Below are 17,990 nucleotides of genomic sequence, written 5' to 3' on the forward strand. Positions count from 1 at the left end.
ATGGCAACTATTTCTTTCCGGCAGGCCTCAGTGGCCGTTGCCGTTGACAACCGCCCGGAACCGAAGCCCCTGCTCCAGGACGTCACGCTTGAGCTGACCGAACAGCGCATCGGCGTGATCGGGGCCAACGGATCCGGCAAGTCCACGCTGTTGCGGCTGATTAACGGCCTGGTCCAGCCAAGTTCCGGCACCGTGTCGGTGGAGGGAGCCGATACTGTCCGAGCCGTGCGGGCGGTCCGCAGGCAGGTGGGGTTCGTCTTCACGGATCCCTTGTCGCAGCTGGTGATGCCTACGGGGCGCGAGGACGTGGAGCTTTCGCTGCGCCGCCCGGTGCGCAACGGGGCGGAGCGGCGCAGGTTGGCTGAATCGGCCCTGGAGCGCCTCGGCCTGCTGCCGCTCGCGGACCAAAGCATCTACGAACTCTCCGGCGGTGAACGCCAGCTGATGGCCCTCGCCGCTGTACTGGCCGTGAACCCAGCTGTGCTGGTGCTGGATGAACCGTCCACCCTCCTGGACCTCCGGAACCGTGAACTCCTGCGCCGCACCCTTTCCGGCCTCGACCAGCAGATCGTGATGTCCACGCACGACCTCGACCTCGCCCTGGAGATGGACCGCGTGCTGGTGGTGGAGGCGGGACGCGTGATGTTCGACGGCGGCCCTGCCGCGGCCGTCGACGCATACCGGGCGCTGGTCACCAACGGCCTGGCCGCGCCGTGAGAGGGCACGGCTTCCTGCTGGCCAACTACGTCCCGGGGAATTCCGTCATCCACCGCACGCCGCTGGCATGCAAGTTCCTGCTGGTGGTGGGCTGCGGCCTGGTGTCTTTCCTGGTGGTCGACTGGCTGGTCTCCGCCGCGGTGCTGGCCGCGCTCGGCGCACTGTTTCTCCTGACGGGCGCCGGACCCCAGCGGCTCGTGAGTGCTGTCCGTCCTGTTGGCCTGGTACTGGTGGTCATCGGCCTGTTCCAGTGGTGGCAGCTGGGTGGACCCACGGCTGCCCGGATTGTCATGAACATCCTGGTCTGCGTGGTGGCGGCGTCCCTGCTGACGGCCACCACGCCCATGCAGCGGATATTGGACGGCGTGGTGTCGCTCGCCACTCCGTTCCGCCGCTTTGGCGCGGACCCTGAGCGCTTTGCGCTGACCATCGCCATCATGCTCCGCAGCATCCCGTATATCGCCGGCGCCTTCGCAGACGTCAGGGATTCCGCCCGGGCCCGCGGGCTTGAGCGCAACCCGCGTGCCCTCGTGCTGCCCGTCTTCATCACCACCGTGGCCTTCGCCCGCCAGACCGGCGAAGCGCTGGCCGCACGCGGGCTGGGCGATGCGGAGGACTGACGGGCCGTTCGTCTTCCTTGCGTGGCTTAGGGGACCTGTTGGTTGCCGGTCAGCAACTCATAACGCAGCAGCGCCGCCGTGCCCATGCCGCCAGCAATACTGATCAGGGCCAGCCCCAGGGAGCCATGATGCCCGGCACGCCGAGCCTGCGCGAGAAGCCGGGTCACCAGTACCGCCCCGGACGCCCCGTAGGCGTGGCCCAATGCCAGCGCCCCGCCATCAAGGTTGACCCGCTCCGGATCGATGCCCAACTGGTCCAGACAGGCCAGTGTCTGGGACGCGAAGGCTTCGTTGAACTCCACCAGGTCAACACTGGCCGCGGATAGTCCCCTCGCCTGCAGGAGCCGCTCCGCGGCAACCGCTGCGCCGATCCCCAACTGCCCGGGATCCACGCCTGCAGTGTCCGTGGCCAGCACCAGGAGCCCGTCTGTGGCTCCCAGTTCCCGGGCCCGCTGCAATGAAGTGACGACGACGGCGGAAGCGGCGTCCGCGTCGAAGCATGAGTTCCCGGCGGTGACGGTCCCCCCTGGCACAAAAGCGGGCGGGAACCGGTTCAGGACGGCGGCGTTCAGGCCGGCGCGGGGGCCGTCGTCGGCGCTGATGGGTCCAGCCGGCGTTTCCAGCGTGGTGATTTCTGCGGCGAAATATCCTGCTTTAGCGGCGGCCAGTGCCCGCTGGTGGCTGCGCAGCGCGGAGGCATCCTGCCGCTTCCGGCTGACCCTGAACCGGGCAGCCACGTTCTCGGCCGCGACCCCCATATCCGGGTCGCCGAAGCTGTGCGGCACAAACTGGGCCCGGGCAAAAAAGTCTGGCTCGCCGTCGTCGTCCCGGTAGGCCCGCAGCGGAGCCGTGCTGATGCTCTCCACTCCCCCGGCGAGATACACGGGGTTGCCGCCAGCGGCCACCAGCCGGGCGGCCAGGACAATCGCATCGAGGCCTGACCCGCACTGGCGGTCGATGGTCAGTCCCGGCACACTGACCGGCAGGCCCGCCTCAAGAAGGGCCAGGCGGGCCACGTTGCCGCCACCGCCCACGGCGTTGCCGATCACCACATCCGTGACCGCTTCGGCCGGCACCTGAGTGTCTGCCAGGAGGTCGACCAGGCACGGCGCGAGAAGCTGGTGCGCACGCAGTTTCTTCAGCGCACCGTTCGCGCGCCGGACCGCGGTACGCCGCGCCGCGATGATCACGGGCTGCCGGTCCGCGGGCAACAGGTCGCCGGACATCAAGCCATGGGGCTGCAGGTCAGCGGTCAAGGTGCCGCGCCCTTGGGTCATGCGAGCCGATCCAGTCCAGCAGGATGTTCCGGCTGACCTTGCCGCGGTCCGTGGTTGGAAGTTCGGAGAGCGCGAAGTACTGGTGGGGCCGCTTGTCCCGCGGCAGGATGTTCTCGAGTCCGGCCTTCAGCTGCATGGCCGTGACTCCGCCATGCGACGGAACCACGCCTGCAACCACCCGTTGGCCCCGGAGATCATCGGCGATTCCGGCAGCCACCGCAGCAGCCACTCCCGGCACGGCCGCCAGGGCAAGTTCCACCTCGTGCGGATACACGTTCTTTCCCGAGGTCAGAATCATGTCGGCGCGCCGGCCCAGGATGTGCAGTTCGCCATCGGCGAGGTAGCCCTGGTCCCCCACCGTGAACCAGCCGTTGAAGGAGCGCAGCGCCTGGCCGTCGTCACCCCACAGGTAGCCGTTGCTGACCATGCCGCTGCGCACGCAGATATTGCCGGCTGCGCCGTCCCGCAGTTCGGAACCGTCATCGTCCAGGATTCTGACGTCCACGCCCGGGAACGGGTGTCCGATGCCTGTTCCCCCGGCGTCCAGCAGCTTCCCCGCCGCCAGCCCCACACCCGAGACAAAGCTCAATTCGGATGCGCCGTAGTACTCGAAGATGGTGGCGTTCGGCGCCCAGCGCCGGGCCGCTTCAAGCGTGCGTGCGTCCAGCTTCGAGCCGGCGCAGATGATGGTCCGGATGCCGGAGGCATCGACGCCGCCGGTCAGGCCGCGCTCACTCAGCAGCCGCAGCATGGTGGGCACGAGGATCAGCCGGGTCACGCCGTCGTGCGTCATGGCGGCGTGGACATCACCGACGTCGAAACTCTCCAGCGTCTGGAATTCCGAGCCCGCGTAGAGGCACTCAGCGAGGGCGTAGAGGTTAAGGCTGGCGGCGAGGGGTCCGGGCGCGAGCGTGACATCGTCCTGGGCGAGGCCGAAGAAGTCAATGGACGCGTCGAAGGACTGCCGCCAGGACTGCCTCGACCGGGTAAACGCCTTGGGCACGGAGGTGGTGCCGGACGTGAGTCCGATCAGGAACGTCGAGTCCGGCGGCCCGTCCGCCAAGGCATCCGCTGCGGAAACTCTGCCCGGCTTGGCTGATTCCGCCAGCCGCTGAACGATCTCCTGGTGCAGGGACGCCGGCCAGGTCGGATCCAGGACGGCGCATTGCCGCCCGCCGGCAACGGCTGCGGCGAACCTCACTGCGAAGTCTACGGAGTTGGCCTCCGCAAGGACTGTGACACCTGCCGTCTCTGGAAGTGCGGCCGCGGCGGCGTCCCGGAGCTCAGCCCAGCGCAGGCGCCGGCCCGCCACCACAACGGCGGTGTCATGGGGGCGTTCTTCGGCCCAGCGCTGGATTCTGTCGAGAAAAGGCATCGTCCCAACTTTACCGGGCGGACTCCGCTTCGGTGGTGCCGGTGAGGGCTATTGTGACTTCATGAGCTTCAATGACAACGTCCAGCTGGACCCTTCCCAGGTCCAGGATAGGCGCGGTATGGGCCGTGGCGCCAAAGTCGGCGGCGGCATCGGGGGCGGGATCATCGTGCTCATTGCAGTCCTCCTTGGCGTCAACCCCGCCTTCCTCGAAGGCCTGTCCGGAGGGGCGGGCACGGCTGAACAGAGCCAGGGCACGTCACCGGCCTGCGCCACGGGGGCCGACGCTGACGCACGGCTGGACTGCCGGATCACCGGCACGGTCAACAGCCTGAACGCGTTCTGGCCGGTATATCTCCAGGACTACAACGTCCAGTACCCCCAGCCGGAAACGGTGATCTTCGATGGAGCCGTCAGCACTGGTTGCGGGACGGCTTCCAGCGCGGTGGGACCGTTCTACTGCCCCACCGACACAACTGCCTACTTCGATCCCGGTTTCTTCCAGGATCTCGTGGACCGCTTCGGATCCTCGGGAGGTCCCTTGGCACAGGAGTATGTGGTGGCCCACGAATTCGGCCATCATATCCAGAACGTGCTGGGATACCTCGACCGTGCGCAGCAGGATCCGCAGGGGCCGGAGTCCGGTGCCGTCAGAGTGGAGCTCCAGGCCGACTGCTATGCCGGCCTCTGGGTGAAGCACGCCTCAACCCAGCCCGGACCCAACGGCCAGCCGTTCCTTGAACCGATCACCCAGCAGGACCTGAACGACGCCCTGTCCGCAGCTTCAGCCGTGGGCGATGACCGAATCCAGGAAGCCGCCACCGGCCGGGTCTCGCCCGAGGCCTGGACGCACGGCTCCAGCGAACAGCGCCAAAAGTGGTTCTCCCAGGGCTACACCACCGGCGACATCAACCAGTGCGACACGTTCTCCGCACCCAACCTCTGAGCTGGGCCCACGCCGGCAGGGTTCCCTGGCCGAGCATGCGAGGTTAGGGGGCCGGTGGGGAACGACGACGGCCAGCTACCTCCGCTGGGGAGGTAACCGGCCGTCGTCGTACTTATGCGGTAAGGCTAAATCAGATGTTGAAGCCGAGGGCACGCATCTGGTCCTTGCCGTCGTCGGTGATCCGCTCCGGACCCCATGGCGGCATCCACACCCAGTTCAGGCGCCAGTCGTCGACGACACCGTCAAGGGACTTGCCTACCTGCTCCTCGATGACATCGGTGAGCGGGCAGGCGGCCGTGGTGAGCGTCATGTCGATCAGCAGCGCGCCGTCGTCGTCGGAGTACTTCAGGCCGTACAGCAGCCCGAGGTCCACGATGTTCACGCCGAGCTCCGGGTCGATGACGTCCTTGAGTGCCTCTTCGACATCCTCGAGGCCCGTGCGGGCCGTATTGATTTCGGTCATGGCAAGTCCTAACTAGGCCTGTGCGGCGGCGGCGGCGATGGTGGCTGCGCCGGAGCCCGTGGCGTAGCGGTCGTAGCCTTCTTCTTCGAGGCGGTCAGCGAGCTCCGGGCCGCCCTCTTCGACAACCTGTCCGTCAACGAATACGTGGACGAAGTCAGGCTTGATGTAGCGCAGGATGCGGGTGTAGTGCGTGATCAGCAGCGTGCCCATGTTGCCCGCTTCGTGTGCACGGTTGACGCCTTCGGAGACAACCTTGAGGGCGTCAACGTCCAGGCCCGAGTCGGTCTCGTCAAGGATGGCGAACTTCGGCTTGAAGAGTTCCAGCTGGAGGATCTCGACACGCTTCTTCTCGCCGCCGGAGAAGCCTTCGTTGACGTTGCGCTCGGCGAAGTCGGCGTCGATGCGCAGCTGGGCCATGGCGGCTTTGACTTCCTTGGTCCACGTACGCAGCTTGGGTGCTTCGCCGTCGATGGCAGTCTTGGCGGTGCGCAGGAAGTTGGTCATGCTCACGCCGGGGACCTCCACGGGGTACTGCATGGCCAGGAAGAGGCCGGCCCGGGCGCGCGCGTCGACGCTCATCGCCAGGACATCTTCGCCGTCGAGCGTGATGGTTCCGCTGGTGACCTTGTAGCGCGGGTGCCCGGCAATGGTGGATGCCAGGGTGGACTTGCCCGAACCGTTGGGGCCCATGATGGCGTGGGTCTGACCGGTCTTGATGGTCAGGCTGACGCCCTTCAGGATCTCCTTGGTGCCCTGCTCCGTGTCAATGCTGACGTGCAGGTCCTTGATCTCAAGAGTAGACATAGGTCTTGTTCTCCTCTGCACCGCGCCCTCCGGCGGTGGTGCGGTCTGTATCTGGAAGTTTGGTTCTGTTGCTTGGTATTGCCGCTGGCGGCTGATCTGTCCGGCTGATGCTGCTAGCTGAAGTTCGGGGCTTCCGCTCCGTTGAGCACGTTGGTGAAGTCCACATAGACCTCGTCGCCGACGATCTCGACGGCGAACACCGGGACGGGATCGTAGGCGGGCAGCTGGAGCGGCTCGCCGCTGCGCAGGTCGAACTGGGAGCCGTGGCCCCAGCATTCGATCATGCACCCTTCCACTTCGCCCTCGGACAGTGAGATGTCCGCGTGCGAGCAGGTGTCCCCGATGGCGTGGATATCTCCCATGGAGTCCTTCACGATGGCTACGGGGTAGTCATCGATCAGGATCCGCAGCGCCTGCTTGAGCTGGATTTCATCCGTCTTGCAGACAAATTCGCCCTTTGGCTGGTCAGTCATCTGAGTATTCACGCGCCGTCTAGTTGTTCGTCACGGCGAGTTCGCGCTCAACAGCCTCGGTCAGGCGCTCGTCGAGGGCCGGTACCTTGATCTGCTGGATGATCTCGTGCAGGAAGCCGCGGACCACCAGGCGGCGGGCAACATCCTCGGGGATGCCGCGGGCCATGAGGTAGAACAGGTGCTCGTCGTCCAGCCGTCCGGTGGCGCTAGCGTGGCCGGCTCCCTTGATCAGGCCGGTTTCGATCTCGAGGTTCGGCACGGAGTCGGCGCGGGCGCCGTCCGTGAGCAGCAGGTTGCGGTTGGCCTCGTAGCTGTCGGTGCCTTCGGCTTCCTTGCGGATCAGGACGTCGCCTACCCAAACGGCGTGGGCGTTTCGGCCCTGCAGCGCGCCCTTGTACAGCACGTTGGACTTGCAGTTGGCCACCGCGTGGTCAACGAAGAGCCGCTGCTCAAGGTGCTGGCCGGCGTCGGCGAAGTACAGGCCGAACATTTCCACTTCGCCGCCCGGGGCGGTGAAACGGGCCGACGGCGTGACGCGGACCAGGTCCCCGCCGAGGCTGACCACCACGTGCTTGAGCTTGGCGTCCCGGCCGATCTTTGCCTGCTGGGAGGAGGCGTGGACGGCGTCGTCGTTCCATTCCTGGAGCGAAACAACCGTGAGGTTGGCGCCGTCTTCAACAACGATTTCGATGTTTTCGGACACAACAGCCGAACCTTGGTGGCCCAGGACCACAATGGCCTTGGAGAACTTCTCCGCGACGATCACCAGGTGCTGGGCAGCTGCCTCCGTGGAGGTGCCTTCGATCACGACGGTGATCTCGGTGTCGGCTTCAAACTCGGCCGGGATGGTGACGACGGTGGCTTCGGTGAAGTTCTCCCAAGCGTTGGCGGACACGCGGTCCTCCGGGATGCCGGCGGAACCGATGCGCATATCGCCGCGTGCCACGGTCTCAACCGTGACCTGCTCCGGGCCGCTGACGGTCACGGTGGGAGCCGCTCCCGACAGGACTTCGCTGTGCAGGCCGCGCAGGCGCTTGAGCGGGGTGAAGCGCCAGTCTTCCTCAAGCCCGGTGAGCGGCTTGAAGTCCGCCAGGTTGTACGAGGTCAGCCGGCCGGCGCGTGAGCTGTCCGGAATGCCGACGCCGCCGCCGTGCGAGTGGCGCTTGACCGCTTCGCCGGCCAATGGGGCCTTGGAAGTGGCCGAATTGATCGGAGACAGGCTTTCGCCTTCTTCCGTGAAACCGTTAATAAACGGCTGGGCCGAGGGCGCGCCGATGCGGGCCTTTTCAGTAGTGATTTCAGTCATCGTTATCCGACGGACCCTTCCATCTGCAGTTCAATCAGGCGGTTCAGCTCAAGTGCGTACTCCATCGGAAGTTCGCGGGCGATGGGCTCGATGAAGCCACGGACGATCATCGCCATGGCCTCGTCTTCGCGCATGCCGCGGGACATCAGATAGAAGAGCTGCTCTTCGCTGACCCGGGAAACAGTTGCTTCATGGCCCATCACCACGTCATCCTCACGGATGTCGATGTACGGGTAGGTGTCCGAACGGCTGATGGTATCCACCAGCAGCGCGTCGCAACGGACGGTGTTCGCCGAGTGCTTCGCACCTTCACGGACCTGGACCAGGCCGCGGTAGGCAGCACGCCCGCCGCCGCGGGCCACGGACTTGGAAATGATGGAACTCTTCGTGTTCGGCGCGATGTGCACCATCTTCGAGCCGGTGTCCTGGTGCTGGCCGGCGCCGGCGAAGGCGATGGACAGAGTCTCGCCCTTGGCGTGCTCGCCTACCAGGTAGACGGCCGGGTACTTCATGGTGACCTTGGAGCCGATGTTGCCGTCAACCCATTCCATGGTGGCGCCTTCTTCGCAGATGGCACGCTTGGTCACCAGGTTGTACACGTTGGTGGACCAGTTCTGGATGGTGGTGTAGCGGACGCGGGCGCCCTTCTTGACGATGATTTCCACCACGGCGGAGTGCAGCGAGTCCGAAGTGTAGATCGGCGCGGTGCAGCCTTCGATGTAGTGGACGTAGGAGTCCTCGTCGGCGATGATCAGGGTGCGCTCGAACTGGCCCATGTTTTCCGTGTTGATGCGGAAGTATGCCTGCAGCGGGATGTCCACGTGGACGCCTTTGGGGACGTACACAAAGGAACCGCCGGACCAGACGGCCGTGTTCAGCGACGCGAACTTGTTGTCGCCCACGGGAATGATGGTGCCGAAGTACTCCTGGAAGATCTCCGGGTGTTCGCGCAGCGCGGTGTCGGTGTCCAGGAAGATGACGCCCTGCTGTTCCAGGTCCTCACGGATCTGGTGGTACACAACCTCGGACTCGTACTGGGCTGCGACACCGGAGACGAGGCGGCTGCGCTCAGCTTCCGGGATGCCCAGCTTCTCGTAGGTGTTCCGGATGTCCTCGGGGAGGTCTTCCCAGGTTGCGGCCTGCTTCTCGGTGGACCGCACGAAGTACTTGATGTTGTCGAAGTCGATGCCGGAGAGGTCCGCACCCCACGTGGGCATGGGCTTGCGGTCGAAGTACTTCAGGCCCTTGAGCCGAAGGTCGAGCATCCATTCCGGCTCGTTCTTCTTGGCCGAAATGTCACGGACGACCTCGTCATTGATCCCACGGCGGGCGTTGGCGCCGACGTCGTTCTTGTCGGACCAGCCGTACTCGTACGTGCCGATGCCGTGGAGCTCGGGATTCTTTTCCAGAATCTCCGAGATCACAGTGTCTTCGGCTACCGCTTTCTCTGATAGTTGGTCCGTCATCACGGCCTTTCTTGCTGATGGTTGGTTACTTCATCCAGGCTGGCGGGGGCTGCCTGCGGGACCTGGGGTCCCCGGGCGGCCAGCCGGCCTGTGGGTATGTGGGTGGTGCAGACGTGTCCACCGCGCGCCAGCGTGGACAGGCGGCGTACGTCAACGCCTACCAGCCGGGAGAACACTTCGGTCTCCACGTCGCAGAAGACAGGGAACTGGGCTGCGAGCTGCTGGATGGGGCAGTGCCCCTGGCACAGCTGGACGCTGGACAGTGCTGCCGGCAGCGGGGCCTTGGCCTCGATCGAGGCGGCCGACGCCACGAAGCCATCCCGGCTCAGCGCCGCAGAGAGCGCCTGCGCCCTGGCGGTGATGTCCGGTCCGGCCTGTTCGACCTCCGGTGCGTACCGGCGCTCCATGTCGGCAAAACGTTCGACGGCGAACGCGCGGACGGCGTCGTCTCCCGCCACTGCCTGGATCTGCTTGAGCGCGAGGGTGGCGATGTCGAGGTAGTCGTTGCCAAGAGTGGACTGGCCTTGCGAGCTCAGGACGTAGCGACGGGCGGGACGCCCCGCGCCGGCACCGGCCTTGGCCACGCGCTTGACTTCAATAACCCCGCTGCGGGCCAGATGATCAAGATGCCTCCGGACAGCGGCTGGTGTGAAACCGAGCATGTCGCCGAGTTCGGCCGCACTGATGGGGCCATGCTCCAGCACGGCACCAAGGACCCGGTCCCGGGTACGCTCGTCCGAGTCCGCTACCGGCACAGCGGCCACGTGGCCGCGGTCAGCGACAGTACGCGGCGCTCCGTGCCCGGCAAACGGCACAGCAGTAGCATTGGTCATGGAATACACAACACAATCATGTCCTAATTTAGTCCAACGTTCTAGTAAGGTCAGGCTGACCTGCGGCCGGAGTCCCCTGCGGCCCCGCCAGTACTACATCGCGTAGAATGCTGGGGTGCGATCCCCCGAATCCCCGGTCCTGTCCATCAGCGGGTTAATCAAGGATGTTGGTCCGCTGGCCAGCCTGGACGGAAAAATGCTGCGGGTGGTCAACGGCGTATCCCTTATGGCCGAACGCGGCCAGGTCACGGCCCTCCTGGGCGCCAATGGAGCCGGAAAGACCACCACCCTCGAATGCGCCCAGGGCCTGCAGAAGCGCAGCGGCGGCAGCATCTCGCTGCTCGGCCAGGACCCGGGCCGTTCAGGCGCTGACCTGCGGTCCCGCGTAGGCGTGATGCTTCAGGACGGCGGCCTCCCGCCGTCGGCCCGTCCCATCCCGCTCCTGCGGCACATCGCCGGAATGTACGCGAGGCCGCGCTCCGTTGACGCACTGGTGGAACGGCTCGGTATTCATACTTTCGCCAGGACCACCGTCCGCAGACTCTCCGGTGGGCAGAAGCAACGCCTGGCACTCGCAGCGGCCCTGATCGGCAATCCGGAAGTCCTTTTCCTGGACGAGCCCAGCGCCGGCCTGGATCCCCAGTCCCGGCAGCTGGTCTTCGAGCTGATCTCGGAACTGCGGGCAGCCGGGATGGGCATTATCCTGACAACGCACCTGATGGACGACGCCCAGCGGTTGGCGGACTACGTGTACATCATCGACGCCGGCAGGAACGTCGCCGAGGGAACAGTTCCCCAGCTGCTGCAGCGGGACCCGGCGGTGGAGGCCGGCACGGACCATGTCCGCACGCTGGTGTTCGAGGCGCCCCCCGGGCTGGATTTCACCGGCGTGCTGCCCGATGCCATCGCCATCTCTGAAACACGGGCCGGAAGTTACGTGGCTTCGGGTGCACTGACACCCCGCGATCTCGCGTCGTTGACCGCATGGTGGGCAGCCCACGACGTTATGCCCGGTTCCATGAGCCTGGCGGCACGAAGCCTGGAAGATGTCTTCCTGGACATCTCGGGAAAGGACATCCGATGACGGCTCCTGCAGCCACTGCCACCCAGGGAGCACCTGCCACGCTGCTGCGCCGCATCCTGCTGCAGGGCCGGTACGAATCACTGACCATGCTCAGGAACGGCGAGCAGCTGATCCTCGCAGTCGTCCTGCCGCTGCTTGCGCTGGTGGGGCTCACTGTCACTCCCTTCCTGGACGGCTTCGGAGCCAGCCGCATCAATGTGGCGGTCCCCGGCATCCTGGCTTTGTGCGCGATGTCCACGGCCTTTACCGGGCAGGGCATCGCCACCGGCTTCGATCGGCGGTACGGGGTTCTCCGGTTCCTGTCCACCACACCCCTGGGCCGCGAAGGCCTCATCGCGGGTAAGGTGCTGGCAGTCCTGGCGGTGCTCTGCCTCCAGGTCGCAGTGGTGACACTGGTGGCGCTTCCTTTGGGCTGGCAGCCGCCTGCCTCCGGCTGGCTCCCCGGGCTGTCGCTGCTAGCCCTGGGCGCCGTTGCGTTCACCGCGCTGGGGCTCCTGGTGGCCGGCACCGTGCGGCCCGAGGCAACCCTCGCTATCACCAACCTGCTGTGGATCCTGCTGGGCGCCCTGGGAGGGATAGTTATTCCCGCGGAACGGCTGCCCGCACTTGCGCAGGGAGCGGTCCACTACCTGCCCTCCGGCGCACTCGGCGAGGCCATGCGCGAAGCTTTCCTGCACGGCTCGCTGAACGGCGGCGCCGCGCTTATCCTGCTGCTTTGGACAGTTCTTGCCGGAGCAGCAGCCATCCGTTGGTTCAAGTGGAATTGAGATATCCGTGAGCACGGCTTCACGCCTCCCCCAAATCGCCGGCCGCCTCATCGCGAGGCTGCCCCGTACCGTGGACGCCAGCGTCCGCCGCCTCGCGGTGGCGTCCCTGGTTGGCCAGACGCTGCTGGTGGTGACCGGCGGCGCCGTGCGGCTGACCGCGTCGGGCCTGGGCTGCCCCACCTGGCCGCGCTGCACGAACACCTCCCTGGTGAACACTCCCGAAATGGGGATCCACGGCTTCATTGAGTTCGGCAACCGGCTCCTGACGTTTGCTCTGGCAGCGGTTGCGCTGGCCATGCTCGTGTACTTGTGGAACCTTCGCAAGGAGCGCCGGGACCTCTTCCTGTTGGCGCTGGGCCTGCTGGCCAGCATTCCGGCACAGGCGGTGATCGGTGGCATCACCGTGCTGACCAACCTCAATCCGTGGGTGGTGGGCCTGCACTTCCTCGTTTCCATGGCCCTCGTGGTAATCGCCACACTGCTCGTCAACCGGGCCTACGGCAGGACGGGCCGCCATGCCAGCATCCAGCTCCCCGCGTTGCCGGGCGTCCTGCGTCCGGCGGCTGCCGCCGTCGGGCTTTTCTCCGCACTCGCCGTGATGCTCGGTGTAGTGGTGACCGGCTCCGGTCCCCACGCCGGTGACGCCGATGCTCCCCGCAACGGCCTCGACTGGGACCTGTTCTCCCACATCCATGCCGTTCCGGCGTACGTGATCACGGCCGGAACACTGTTCGCACTCGTGCTGGTAATTGTCCGCCGAATCCAGGGCCCGTTCCGCACGTCCGTCCTGCTGCTCCTAGCTGTGACCGTGCTGCAGGCCGTCATCGGCTTCACCCAGTACTACAACGGCATCCCCGCGTTGCTGGTGGGCGCCCACATGCTCGGCGCGGCGTTGCTGATGATCGCGGCAACAAACACCGCCGACCTCGCCCGCTCGAGCCCGGTCACATAGCTTCCACCGCCACCGGCCTTACCCAACGACGCAGTGCCACGGTTCAAGGCGAACCGTGGCACTCCGCATTTAAGGACTTCTCTCACTTCCGGCATACAAATGAAGGACCCACTCTCACCTGAGCAAGAGAGGGTCCTTGGAAAACCTGCAGGAACTGCGAGAGCGTTGGGTGGGGGTGCTGCTAACCGATGATCGCTGATCCGACGAACGGATCCACGGCCAGTGCGATGAACAGCAGCGTCAGGTAGCTGATGGAGCCGTGGAAGACTTTCATGGCGCGCTTGTCCGAGATGTCCTCGCGCTGCGCCCGGTTGTACAGGGAGTGCGACTCGTACAGGAACCAGGCCCCCGCCAGCACTGCGGTGGCCGTGTAGACCCAGCCCGCACCACCGGCCGGGACCATCAGCAGCGAGCAGGCCACCATGGCCCAGGCGTAGAGGACTACCTGGACGGAAACCACCTTGGCGCCGGCAATGGCGCCCAGCATGGGCACGTTGGCGTTGCGGTAGTCCTCGCCGTAACGCATGGAAAGCGGCCAGTAGTGCGGCGGCGTCCACAGGAAGATGACCATAAACAGGATGACGGCCGGCCACTCGACAGTGTTGGTCACGGCAGCCCAGGCAATCAGCACCGGGAAACAGCCCGCGGCTCCACCCCACACAATGTTCTGTGCGGTGCGGCGCTTGAGGATAATGGTGTAGATAACCACATAGAAGAAAATCGCGGCCAAGCCGAGCCACGCGGCCAGCGGGTTGGCGCCGAACCAGAGAATAACGATGGCGGCCGCCCCGAGCAGCCAGGAGAAAACCAGCGCCTCGCGAGGCGTCACCTCGCCGGTGACGAGCGGACGGTTCTCGGTCCGGTGCATCAGTTTGTCGATGTCGCGGTCAAGGTAGCAGTTGAAGGCACCGGCACTGCCGGCAGCAAAGGCGCCGCCCACCAGCGTGGCCAGGATCAGCCCGATCGGCGGGAACCCGCGCTCGGCGTAGATCATGGTGGGCAGGGTGCTGACCAACAGCAACTCGATGACACGCGGCTTGGTGAGGGCGAAATACGCCTTGGCCTTACGGGCGAACCCGGCTCCCCCTCCGGTGCGGGAAGCATTAAGCGGCGTATCTGTTGTGCTCACGGTGGCAGTCACCCGTTCTGGTTGGCAGTTCTGTCTGGCGGTGCAGCTGAGTCTTGCGGCCGTTCGCCGGGCAGCCTGCCAATGGTCATCAGAAGAAGGTCCCGGCAACGCCCGGGGTATGCCGCCGCCCTTAAAGGGCTCGGCTACCGGCGTCGGCCTCCAAATATCATACCGTGCGCATTTGTAACAGATGCCCCATGATTAGGCCCTGATGATTGCGCGCAGGGTGATTCGAGCAGATTAACTCACCCTCACGAAATGGCGATTCACATAAGGGGAAATTGCGTCCAAAAGGTGAGATTTGCGCTGACCGAAGAGTGGAATGGAGCTAAGCTGTCACCAGATCAGCACGCGGCAGAAAAGCGTTGGAAAACGCGTTCCCACAGCCCTGCTGAATGCATAGATCAACGTTTCGATGGTGAACGGCTGGTACACACCGCAGCGGGCGCCACAGCGTGCCCCGGAACGGATCCCGTGTACCGCCCACCATCAGCACAGAGAGGGGCCCGGTTTTCGTGCCACATTTGGAAGAGCAAGAACTGTCATGGACCAGCTTGGACCAGCGCGCGGTGGACACCATCCGCGTTCTGGCCGCGGATGCCGTGGAGAAGGTCGGTAACGGCCACCCCGGCACCGCCATGAGCTTGGCGCCCGCCGCATACCTTCTCTTCCAGAAGCTCATGCGCCACGACCCCCGCAACCCGGACTGGCTGGGACGCGACCGTTTCATCCTGTCTCCCGGCCACACGTCACTGACCCTTTACATCCAGCTGTTCCTGTCCGGCTACGGCCTGGAACTGAAGGACCTCGAGGCGCTCCGCACCTGGGATTCCCTGACGCCGGGCCACCCGGAGTACAAGCACACTGCCGGTGTGGAAATCACCACCGGGCCGCTGGGCCAGGGCCTGGCCTCGTCGGTCGGGTTCGCTTACTCCCAGCGCCGCCAACGCGGCCTGTTCGACGCCGATGCTGCCGCCGGCACCAGCCCCTTCGACCACACCATCTGGGTCATCGCCTCCGACGGCGACCTCCAGGAGGGCGTCACCTCCGAGGCTTCCTCGCTGGCCGGCCACCAGGAACTGGGCAACCTCGTAGTTGTCTACGATGAGAACCACATCTCCATCGAAGATGACACCGACATCTCCTTCACCGAGGATGTCCTCAAGCGCTACGAGGCTTACGGCTGGCACACCCAGCGCGTCGACTGGACCAAGACCGGCGAATACAAAGAGGACGTGCAGGAGCTTTACTCTGCACTGCTCGCGGCCAAGGCCGAGACGTCCAAGCCCTCCATCATCTCGCTGCGCACCATCATCGGCTACCCGGCGCCCAAGAAGCAGAACACGGGCAAGATCCACGGTTCCGCACTGGGTAAAGAGGAAGTCGCAGCCCTCAAGGAGGTCCTGGGCTTCGATCCCGCCAAGTCCTTCGACGTTGACCAGGAAGTCCTGGCCCACGCCCGCTCGGTCGTGGACCGCGGTGCCGCTGCCAAGAAGGAGTGGGAAGAGTCCTTCAACGCATGGCAGGCCGCCAACCCCGAAGGCGCCGCACTCCTGCAGCGCATCGAGGCCCGCGAACTGCCCGACGGCCTGGAGGCCGCGCTTCCGGTCTTCCCGGCCGGCAAGGACGTCTCCACCCGCGCGGCTTCCGGCAAGGTGCTGAACGCACTCGGACCGGTCATGCCGGAACTCTGGGGCGGCTCCGCCGACCTCGCCGAGTCCAACAACACCACCATCGAAGGCTCGCCGTCGTTCGTGCCTGCTTCCAAGCAGACCGATACCTGGTCCGGCAACCCCTACGGCCGGGTCCTGCACTTCGGTATCCGTGAGCACGCCGCGGCATCGATCGTAAACGGCATCGCCCTGCACGGGCGGACCCGCGCATTCTCCGGCACCTTCCTGATCTTCAGCGACTACCAGCGGCCCGCCATCAGGCTCGGCGCCCTGATGGGTGTTCCGTCCCTGTATGTCTGGACGCACGACTCCATCGGTCTGGGCGAAGACGGCCCCACCCACCAGCCGGTGGAACAGCTCGCTTCCCTGCGCGCCATCGTGGGCCTGGACGTGGTCCGCCCCGGCGATGCCAATGAGGTCGCGGTGGCATGGAAGACCATGCTGGAGAACCACGAAAACCCGGCCGGCATTGTGCTGACCCGCCAGAACATCCCCACCTACGCCCGTGGTGAAAGCGAAGCCGACGGCGACACGTTCGGTTCCGTTGCCGGCGTCGCCAAGGGCGGCTACGTCCTGGCTGAAGCTTCCAAGGACGGCGCTACCGTGCCGGCCGACGTGATCCTGATCGGCACCGGCTCCGAGGTCCAGCTGGCCGTCCAGGCCCGCGAAGCCCTCCAGGCTGAAGGCATCGCTGCCCGCGTTGTCTCCATGCCGTGCGTCGAGTGGTTCAACAAGCAGGACGCTGCCTACCGCGAGTCCGTGCTCCCCGCTGCCGTCAAGGCCCGCGTCTCCGTCGAGGCCGGGCTGGCCCTGGGCTGGAGGGAATTCGTCGGCGACGCCGGACGTTCCATCTCGCTCGAGCACTACGGCGCTTCCGCCGACTACAAGCGCCTTTTCCAGGAGTTCGGCATCACCGCGGAGGCTGTCGCCGCCGCTGCCAAGGACTCCCTCGCTGGCCTCCAGGCCTGAACCAGATTTTAGGAGATATCACCATGACTACCCCCACCAAGCAGCTCTCCGACGCCGGAGTTTCCATCTGGCTCGATGACCTTTCCCGCAGCCGCCTTGAAACCGGCACGCTGCAGAAGCTGATCGACGAGAAGAACGTTGTTGGCGTGACCACCAACCCGTCCATCTTCCATGCCGCCATCACGGCGGGCACGGACTATGACGCCATCATCGCGGCCCAGGCCGCAGCCGGCGCCAGCGTCGTGGAGACCATCTTCGAAATCACCACCACCGACGTCGCCGACGCCTGCGACCTCTTCGCACCGGTGGCAGCAGCCACCAACGGTGTTGACGGCCGGGTGTCCATCGAAGTTGACCCGCGCCTCGCCTGGGACACGGCCGGCACCATTGCCGAAGCCAAGCACCTGTACAAGAAGGTCAACAAGGACAACGTCCACATCAAGATCCCGGCAACCCTTGAAGGCCTCGAAGCGATCACCGCGACGCTGGCCGAGGGCATCAGCGTCAACGTGACCCTGATCTTCTCGCTCGAGCGCTACCGCGCCGTCATCAACGCTTTCCAGTCCGGCCTGGAGCAGGCCAAGGATAACGGCCACGACCTGTCCAAGATCCACTCGGTCGCTTCGTTCTTCGTGTCCCGCGTGGACTCCGAAATCGACAAGCGCCTCGACGCCATCGGTACCGACGAGGCCAAAGCACTCAAGGGCAAGGCCGGCGTGGCCAACGCACGCCTGGCATACCAGGTCTACGAGGAGCTCTTCGCCACCGAGCGCTGGGCACTGCTGGCTGAAGCCGGCGCGCTCCCCCAGCGTCCGCTCTGGGCTTCCACAGGGGTCAAGGACCCGGCATACCCCGACACCCTGTACGTCACCGAACTGGCAGCCTCCGGCGTAGTGAACACCATGCCGGAGAAGACCCTGGATGCCACGTTCGACCACGGCGTCGTCACCGGTGACACCGTCTCCGGCACTTACGCGGAGGCCAACGCGACGCTGGACGCACTGGACGCGCTGGGCATCTCCTACAACGAGGTTGTCGCACTCCTCGAATCAGAGGGCCTGGACAAGTTCGTGGCCAGCTGGAAGGAACTTCTGGGCGACGTCGAAGGTGCCCTTTCCGCTGCACGGAAGGCTTCCTAA

The 17,990-nt window shown here is 65.5% G+C and carries 17 protein-coding genes; 8 read left to right on the forward strand and 9 right to left on the reverse strand.

Annotated elements, in window-relative coordinates; genetic code table 11:
• Complete coding sequence (locus ACQCSW_RS11270) at window positions 1-717, forward strand: energy-coupling factor ABC transporter ATP-binding protein (protein WP_426985936.1); 717 nt, start codon at window positions 1-3, stop codon at window positions 715-717.
• Complete coding sequence (locus ACQCSW_RS11275; protein ID WP_426985938.1) at window positions 714-1,337, forward strand: energy-coupling factor transporter transmembrane component T family protein; 624 nt, start codon at window positions 714-716, stop codon at window positions 1,335-1,337. The genes ACQCSW_RS11270 and ACQCSW_RS11275 overlap by 4 nt, the downstream gene beginning before the upstream one ends.
• A gap of 26 nt (window positions 1,338-1,363) precedes the next feature.
• Here ACQCSW_RS11275 and ACQCSW_RS11280 read toward each other — a convergent pair whose 3' ends face one another.
• Both ACQCSW_RS11280 and ACQCSW_RS11285 read right to left on the reverse strand, forming a co-directional pair.
• The gene (locus ACQCSW_RS11280) at window positions 1,364-2,563 is read right to left on the reverse strand and encodes a thiolase family protein (RefSeq protein WP_426990672.1); all 1,200 of its coding nucleotides are present in this window, start codon (window positions 2,561-2,563) and stop codon (window positions 1,364-1,366) included.
• A gap of 19 nt (window positions 2,564-2,582) precedes the next feature.
• On the reverse strand, window positions 2,583-3,989 hold the full coding sequence (locus ACQCSW_RS11285) for a class I adenylate-forming enzyme family protein (RefSeq protein ID WP_426985940.1): 1,407 nt from the start codon (window positions 3,987-3,989) through the stop codon (window positions 2,583-2,585).
• Between the two features lie 61 nt (window positions 3,990-4,050).
• Between ACQCSW_RS11285 and ypfJ the strand changes: the two genes are divergently transcribed.
• On the forward strand, window positions 4,051-4,932 hold the full coding sequence (gene ypfJ / locus ACQCSW_RS11290) for a KPN_02809 family neutral zinc metallopeptidase (RefSeq protein ID WP_426985942.1): 882 nt from the start codon (window positions 4,051-4,053) through the stop codon (window positions 4,930-4,932).
• 130 nt (window positions 4,933-5,062) lie between these two features.
• Here the strand turns inward: ypfJ and ACQCSW_RS11295 are convergent, their stop codons facing one another.
• The 6 genes from ACQCSW_RS11295 to ACQCSW_RS11320 form a co-directional block, all read right to left on the reverse strand.
• A complete protein-coding gene (locus ACQCSW_RS11295) occupies window positions 5,063-5,395 on the reverse strand; it encodes a metal-sulfur cluster assembly factor (RefSeq protein ID WP_111908059.1) in 333 nt (110 codons plus the stop codon).
• Between the two features lie 12 nt (window positions 5,396-5,407).
• Window positions 5,408-6,199, reverse strand: coding sequence for a Fe-S cluster assembly ATPase SufC (sufC, locus tag ACQCSW_RS11300; protein WP_426985945.1), 792 nt, complete (start codon window positions 6,197-6,199; stop codon window positions 5,408-5,410).
• Between the two features lie 113 nt (window positions 6,200-6,312).
• Window positions 6,313-6,672, reverse strand: coding sequence for a non-heme iron oxygenase ferredoxin subunit (locus ACQCSW_RS11305; protein ID WP_056339825.1), 360 nt, complete (start codon window positions 6,670-6,672; stop codon window positions 6,313-6,315).
• Between the two features lie 19 nt (window positions 6,673-6,691).
• Entirely contained in the window at window positions 6,692-7,978 is a 1,287-nt protein-coding gene (gene sufD / locus ACQCSW_RS11310; RefSeq protein ID WP_426985947.1) for a Fe-S cluster assembly protein SufD, read from the reverse strand.
• A 2-nt stretch (window positions 7,979-7,980) separates the two neighbouring features.
• Window positions 7,981-9,444 (reverse strand): Fe-S cluster assembly protein SufB, encoded by a 1,464-nt coding sequence (gene sufB / locus ACQCSW_RS11315; protein WP_354251678.1) that lies wholly within the window; start codon window positions 9,442-9,444, stop codon window positions 7,981-7,983.
• Complete coding sequence (locus tag ACQCSW_RS11320) at window positions 9,444-10,277, reverse strand: helix-turn-helix transcriptional regulator (protein ID WP_426985949.1); 834 nt, start codon at window positions 10,275-10,277, stop codon at window positions 9,444-9,446. The genes sufB and ACQCSW_RS11320 overlap by 1 nt, the downstream gene beginning before the upstream one ends.
• Window positions 10,278-10,392: 115 nt before the next feature.
• Here ACQCSW_RS11320 and ACQCSW_RS11325 point away from each other — a divergent pair, with 115 nt between their 5' ends.
• From ACQCSW_RS11325 to ACQCSW_RS11335, 3 genes are read left to right on the forward strand one after another with little or no spacing between them, the layout of a single operon-like run.
• The gene (locus ACQCSW_RS11325; protein ID WP_426985951.1) at window positions 10,393-11,361 is read left to right on the forward strand and encodes an ABC transporter ATP-binding protein; all 969 of its coding nucleotides are present in this window, start codon (window positions 10,393-10,395) and stop codon (window positions 11,359-11,361) included.
• A complete protein-coding gene (locus ACQCSW_RS11330) occupies window positions 11,358-12,128 on the forward strand; it encodes an ABC transporter permease (protein WP_354251681.1) in 771 nt (256 codons plus the stop codon). Before ACQCSW_RS11325 ends, ACQCSW_RS11330 begins: the two co-directional genes overlap by 4 nt.
• 7 nt (window positions 12,129-12,135) lie before the next feature.
• Complete coding sequence (locus tag ACQCSW_RS11335; protein ID WP_426985954.1) at window positions 12,136-13,080, forward strand: COX15/CtaA family protein; 945 nt, start codon at window positions 12,136-12,138, stop codon at window positions 13,078-13,080.
• A gap of 181 nt (window positions 13,081-13,261) precedes the next feature.
• Here ACQCSW_RS11335 and ACQCSW_RS11340 read toward each other — a convergent pair whose 3' ends face one another.
• Entirely contained in the window at window positions 13,262-14,221 is a 960-nt protein-coding gene (locus ACQCSW_RS11340; RefSeq protein ID WP_426985956.1) for a heme o synthase, read from the reverse strand.
• Between the two features lie 512 nt (window positions 14,222-14,733).
• Here ACQCSW_RS11340 and tkt point away from each other — a divergent pair.
• Together tkt and tal are read left to right on the forward strand one after the other, a co-directional pair.
• A complete protein-coding gene (gene tkt, locus ACQCSW_RS11345; RefSeq protein ID WP_426990673.1) occupies window positions 14,734-16,851 on the forward strand; it encodes a transketolase in 2,118 nt (705 codons plus the stop codon).
• A 23-nt stretch (window positions 16,852-16,874) separates the two neighbouring features.
• Window positions 16,875-17,990: a transaldolase gene (gene tal, locus ACQCSW_RS11350; protein WP_426985958.1), complete on the forward strand. Its 1,116-nt coding sequence runs from the start codon at window positions 16,875-16,877 to the stop codon at window positions 17,988-17,990.

Source organism: Pseudarthrobacter sp. Y6, assembly GCF_050156205.1.
Classification (GTDB): domain Bacteria; phylum Actinomycetota; class Actinomycetes; order Actinomycetales; family Micrococcaceae; genus Arthrobacter.

What these genes read in the sequence shown, in the direction of transcription:
- ACQCSW_RS11270 (WP_426985936.1), top strand. Translation starts at nt 1, where the DNA reads ATGGCAACTATTTCTTTCCGGCAGGCCTCAGTGGCCGTTGCCGTTGAC.
- ACQCSW_RS11280 (WP_426990672.1), bottom strand. Translation starts at nt 2,563, where the DNA reads ATGTCCGGCGACCTGTTGCCCGCGGACCGGCAGCCCGTGATCATCGCG.
- ACQCSW_RS11285 (WP_426985940.1), bottom strand. Translation starts at nt 3,989, where the DNA reads ATGCCTTTTCTCGACAGAATCCAGCGCTGGGCCGAAGAACGCCCCCAT.
- ypfJ (WP_426985942.1), top strand. Translation starts at nt 4,051, where the DNA reads ATGAGCTTCAATGACAACGTCCAGCTGGACCCTTCCCAGGTCCAGGAT.
- ACQCSW_RS11295 (WP_111908059.1), bottom strand. Translation starts at nt 5,395, where the DNA reads ATGACCGAAATCAATACGGCCCGCACGGGCCTCGAGGATGTCGAAGAG.
- sufC (WP_426985945.1), bottom strand. Translation starts at nt 6,199, where the DNA reads ATGTCTACTCTTGAGATCAAGGACCTGCACGTCAGCATTGACACGGAG.
- ACQCSW_RS11305 (WP_056339825.1), bottom strand. Translation starts at nt 6,672, where the DNA reads ATGACTGACCAGCCAAAGGGCGAATTTGTCTGCAAGACGGATGAAATC.
- sufD (WP_426985947.1), bottom strand. Translation starts at nt 7,978, where the DNA reads ATGACTGAAATCACTACTGAAAAGGCCCGCATCGGCGCGCCCTCGGCC.
- sufB (WP_354251678.1), bottom strand. Translation starts at nt 9,444, where the DNA reads ATGACGGACCAACTATCAGAGAAAGCGGTAGCCGAAGACACTGTGATC.
- ACQCSW_RS11320 (WP_426985949.1), bottom strand. Translation starts at nt 10,277, where the DNA reads ATGACCAATGCTACTGCTGTGCCGTTTGCCGGGCACGGAGCGCCGCGT.
- ACQCSW_RS11330 (WP_354251681.1), top strand. Translation starts at nt 11,358, where the DNA reads ATGACGGCTCCTGCAGCCACTGCCACCCAGGGAGCACCTGCCACGCTG.
- tal (WP_426985958.1), top strand. Translation starts at nt 16,875, where the DNA reads ATGACTACCCCCACCAAGCAGCTCTCCGACGCCGGAGTTTCCATCTGG.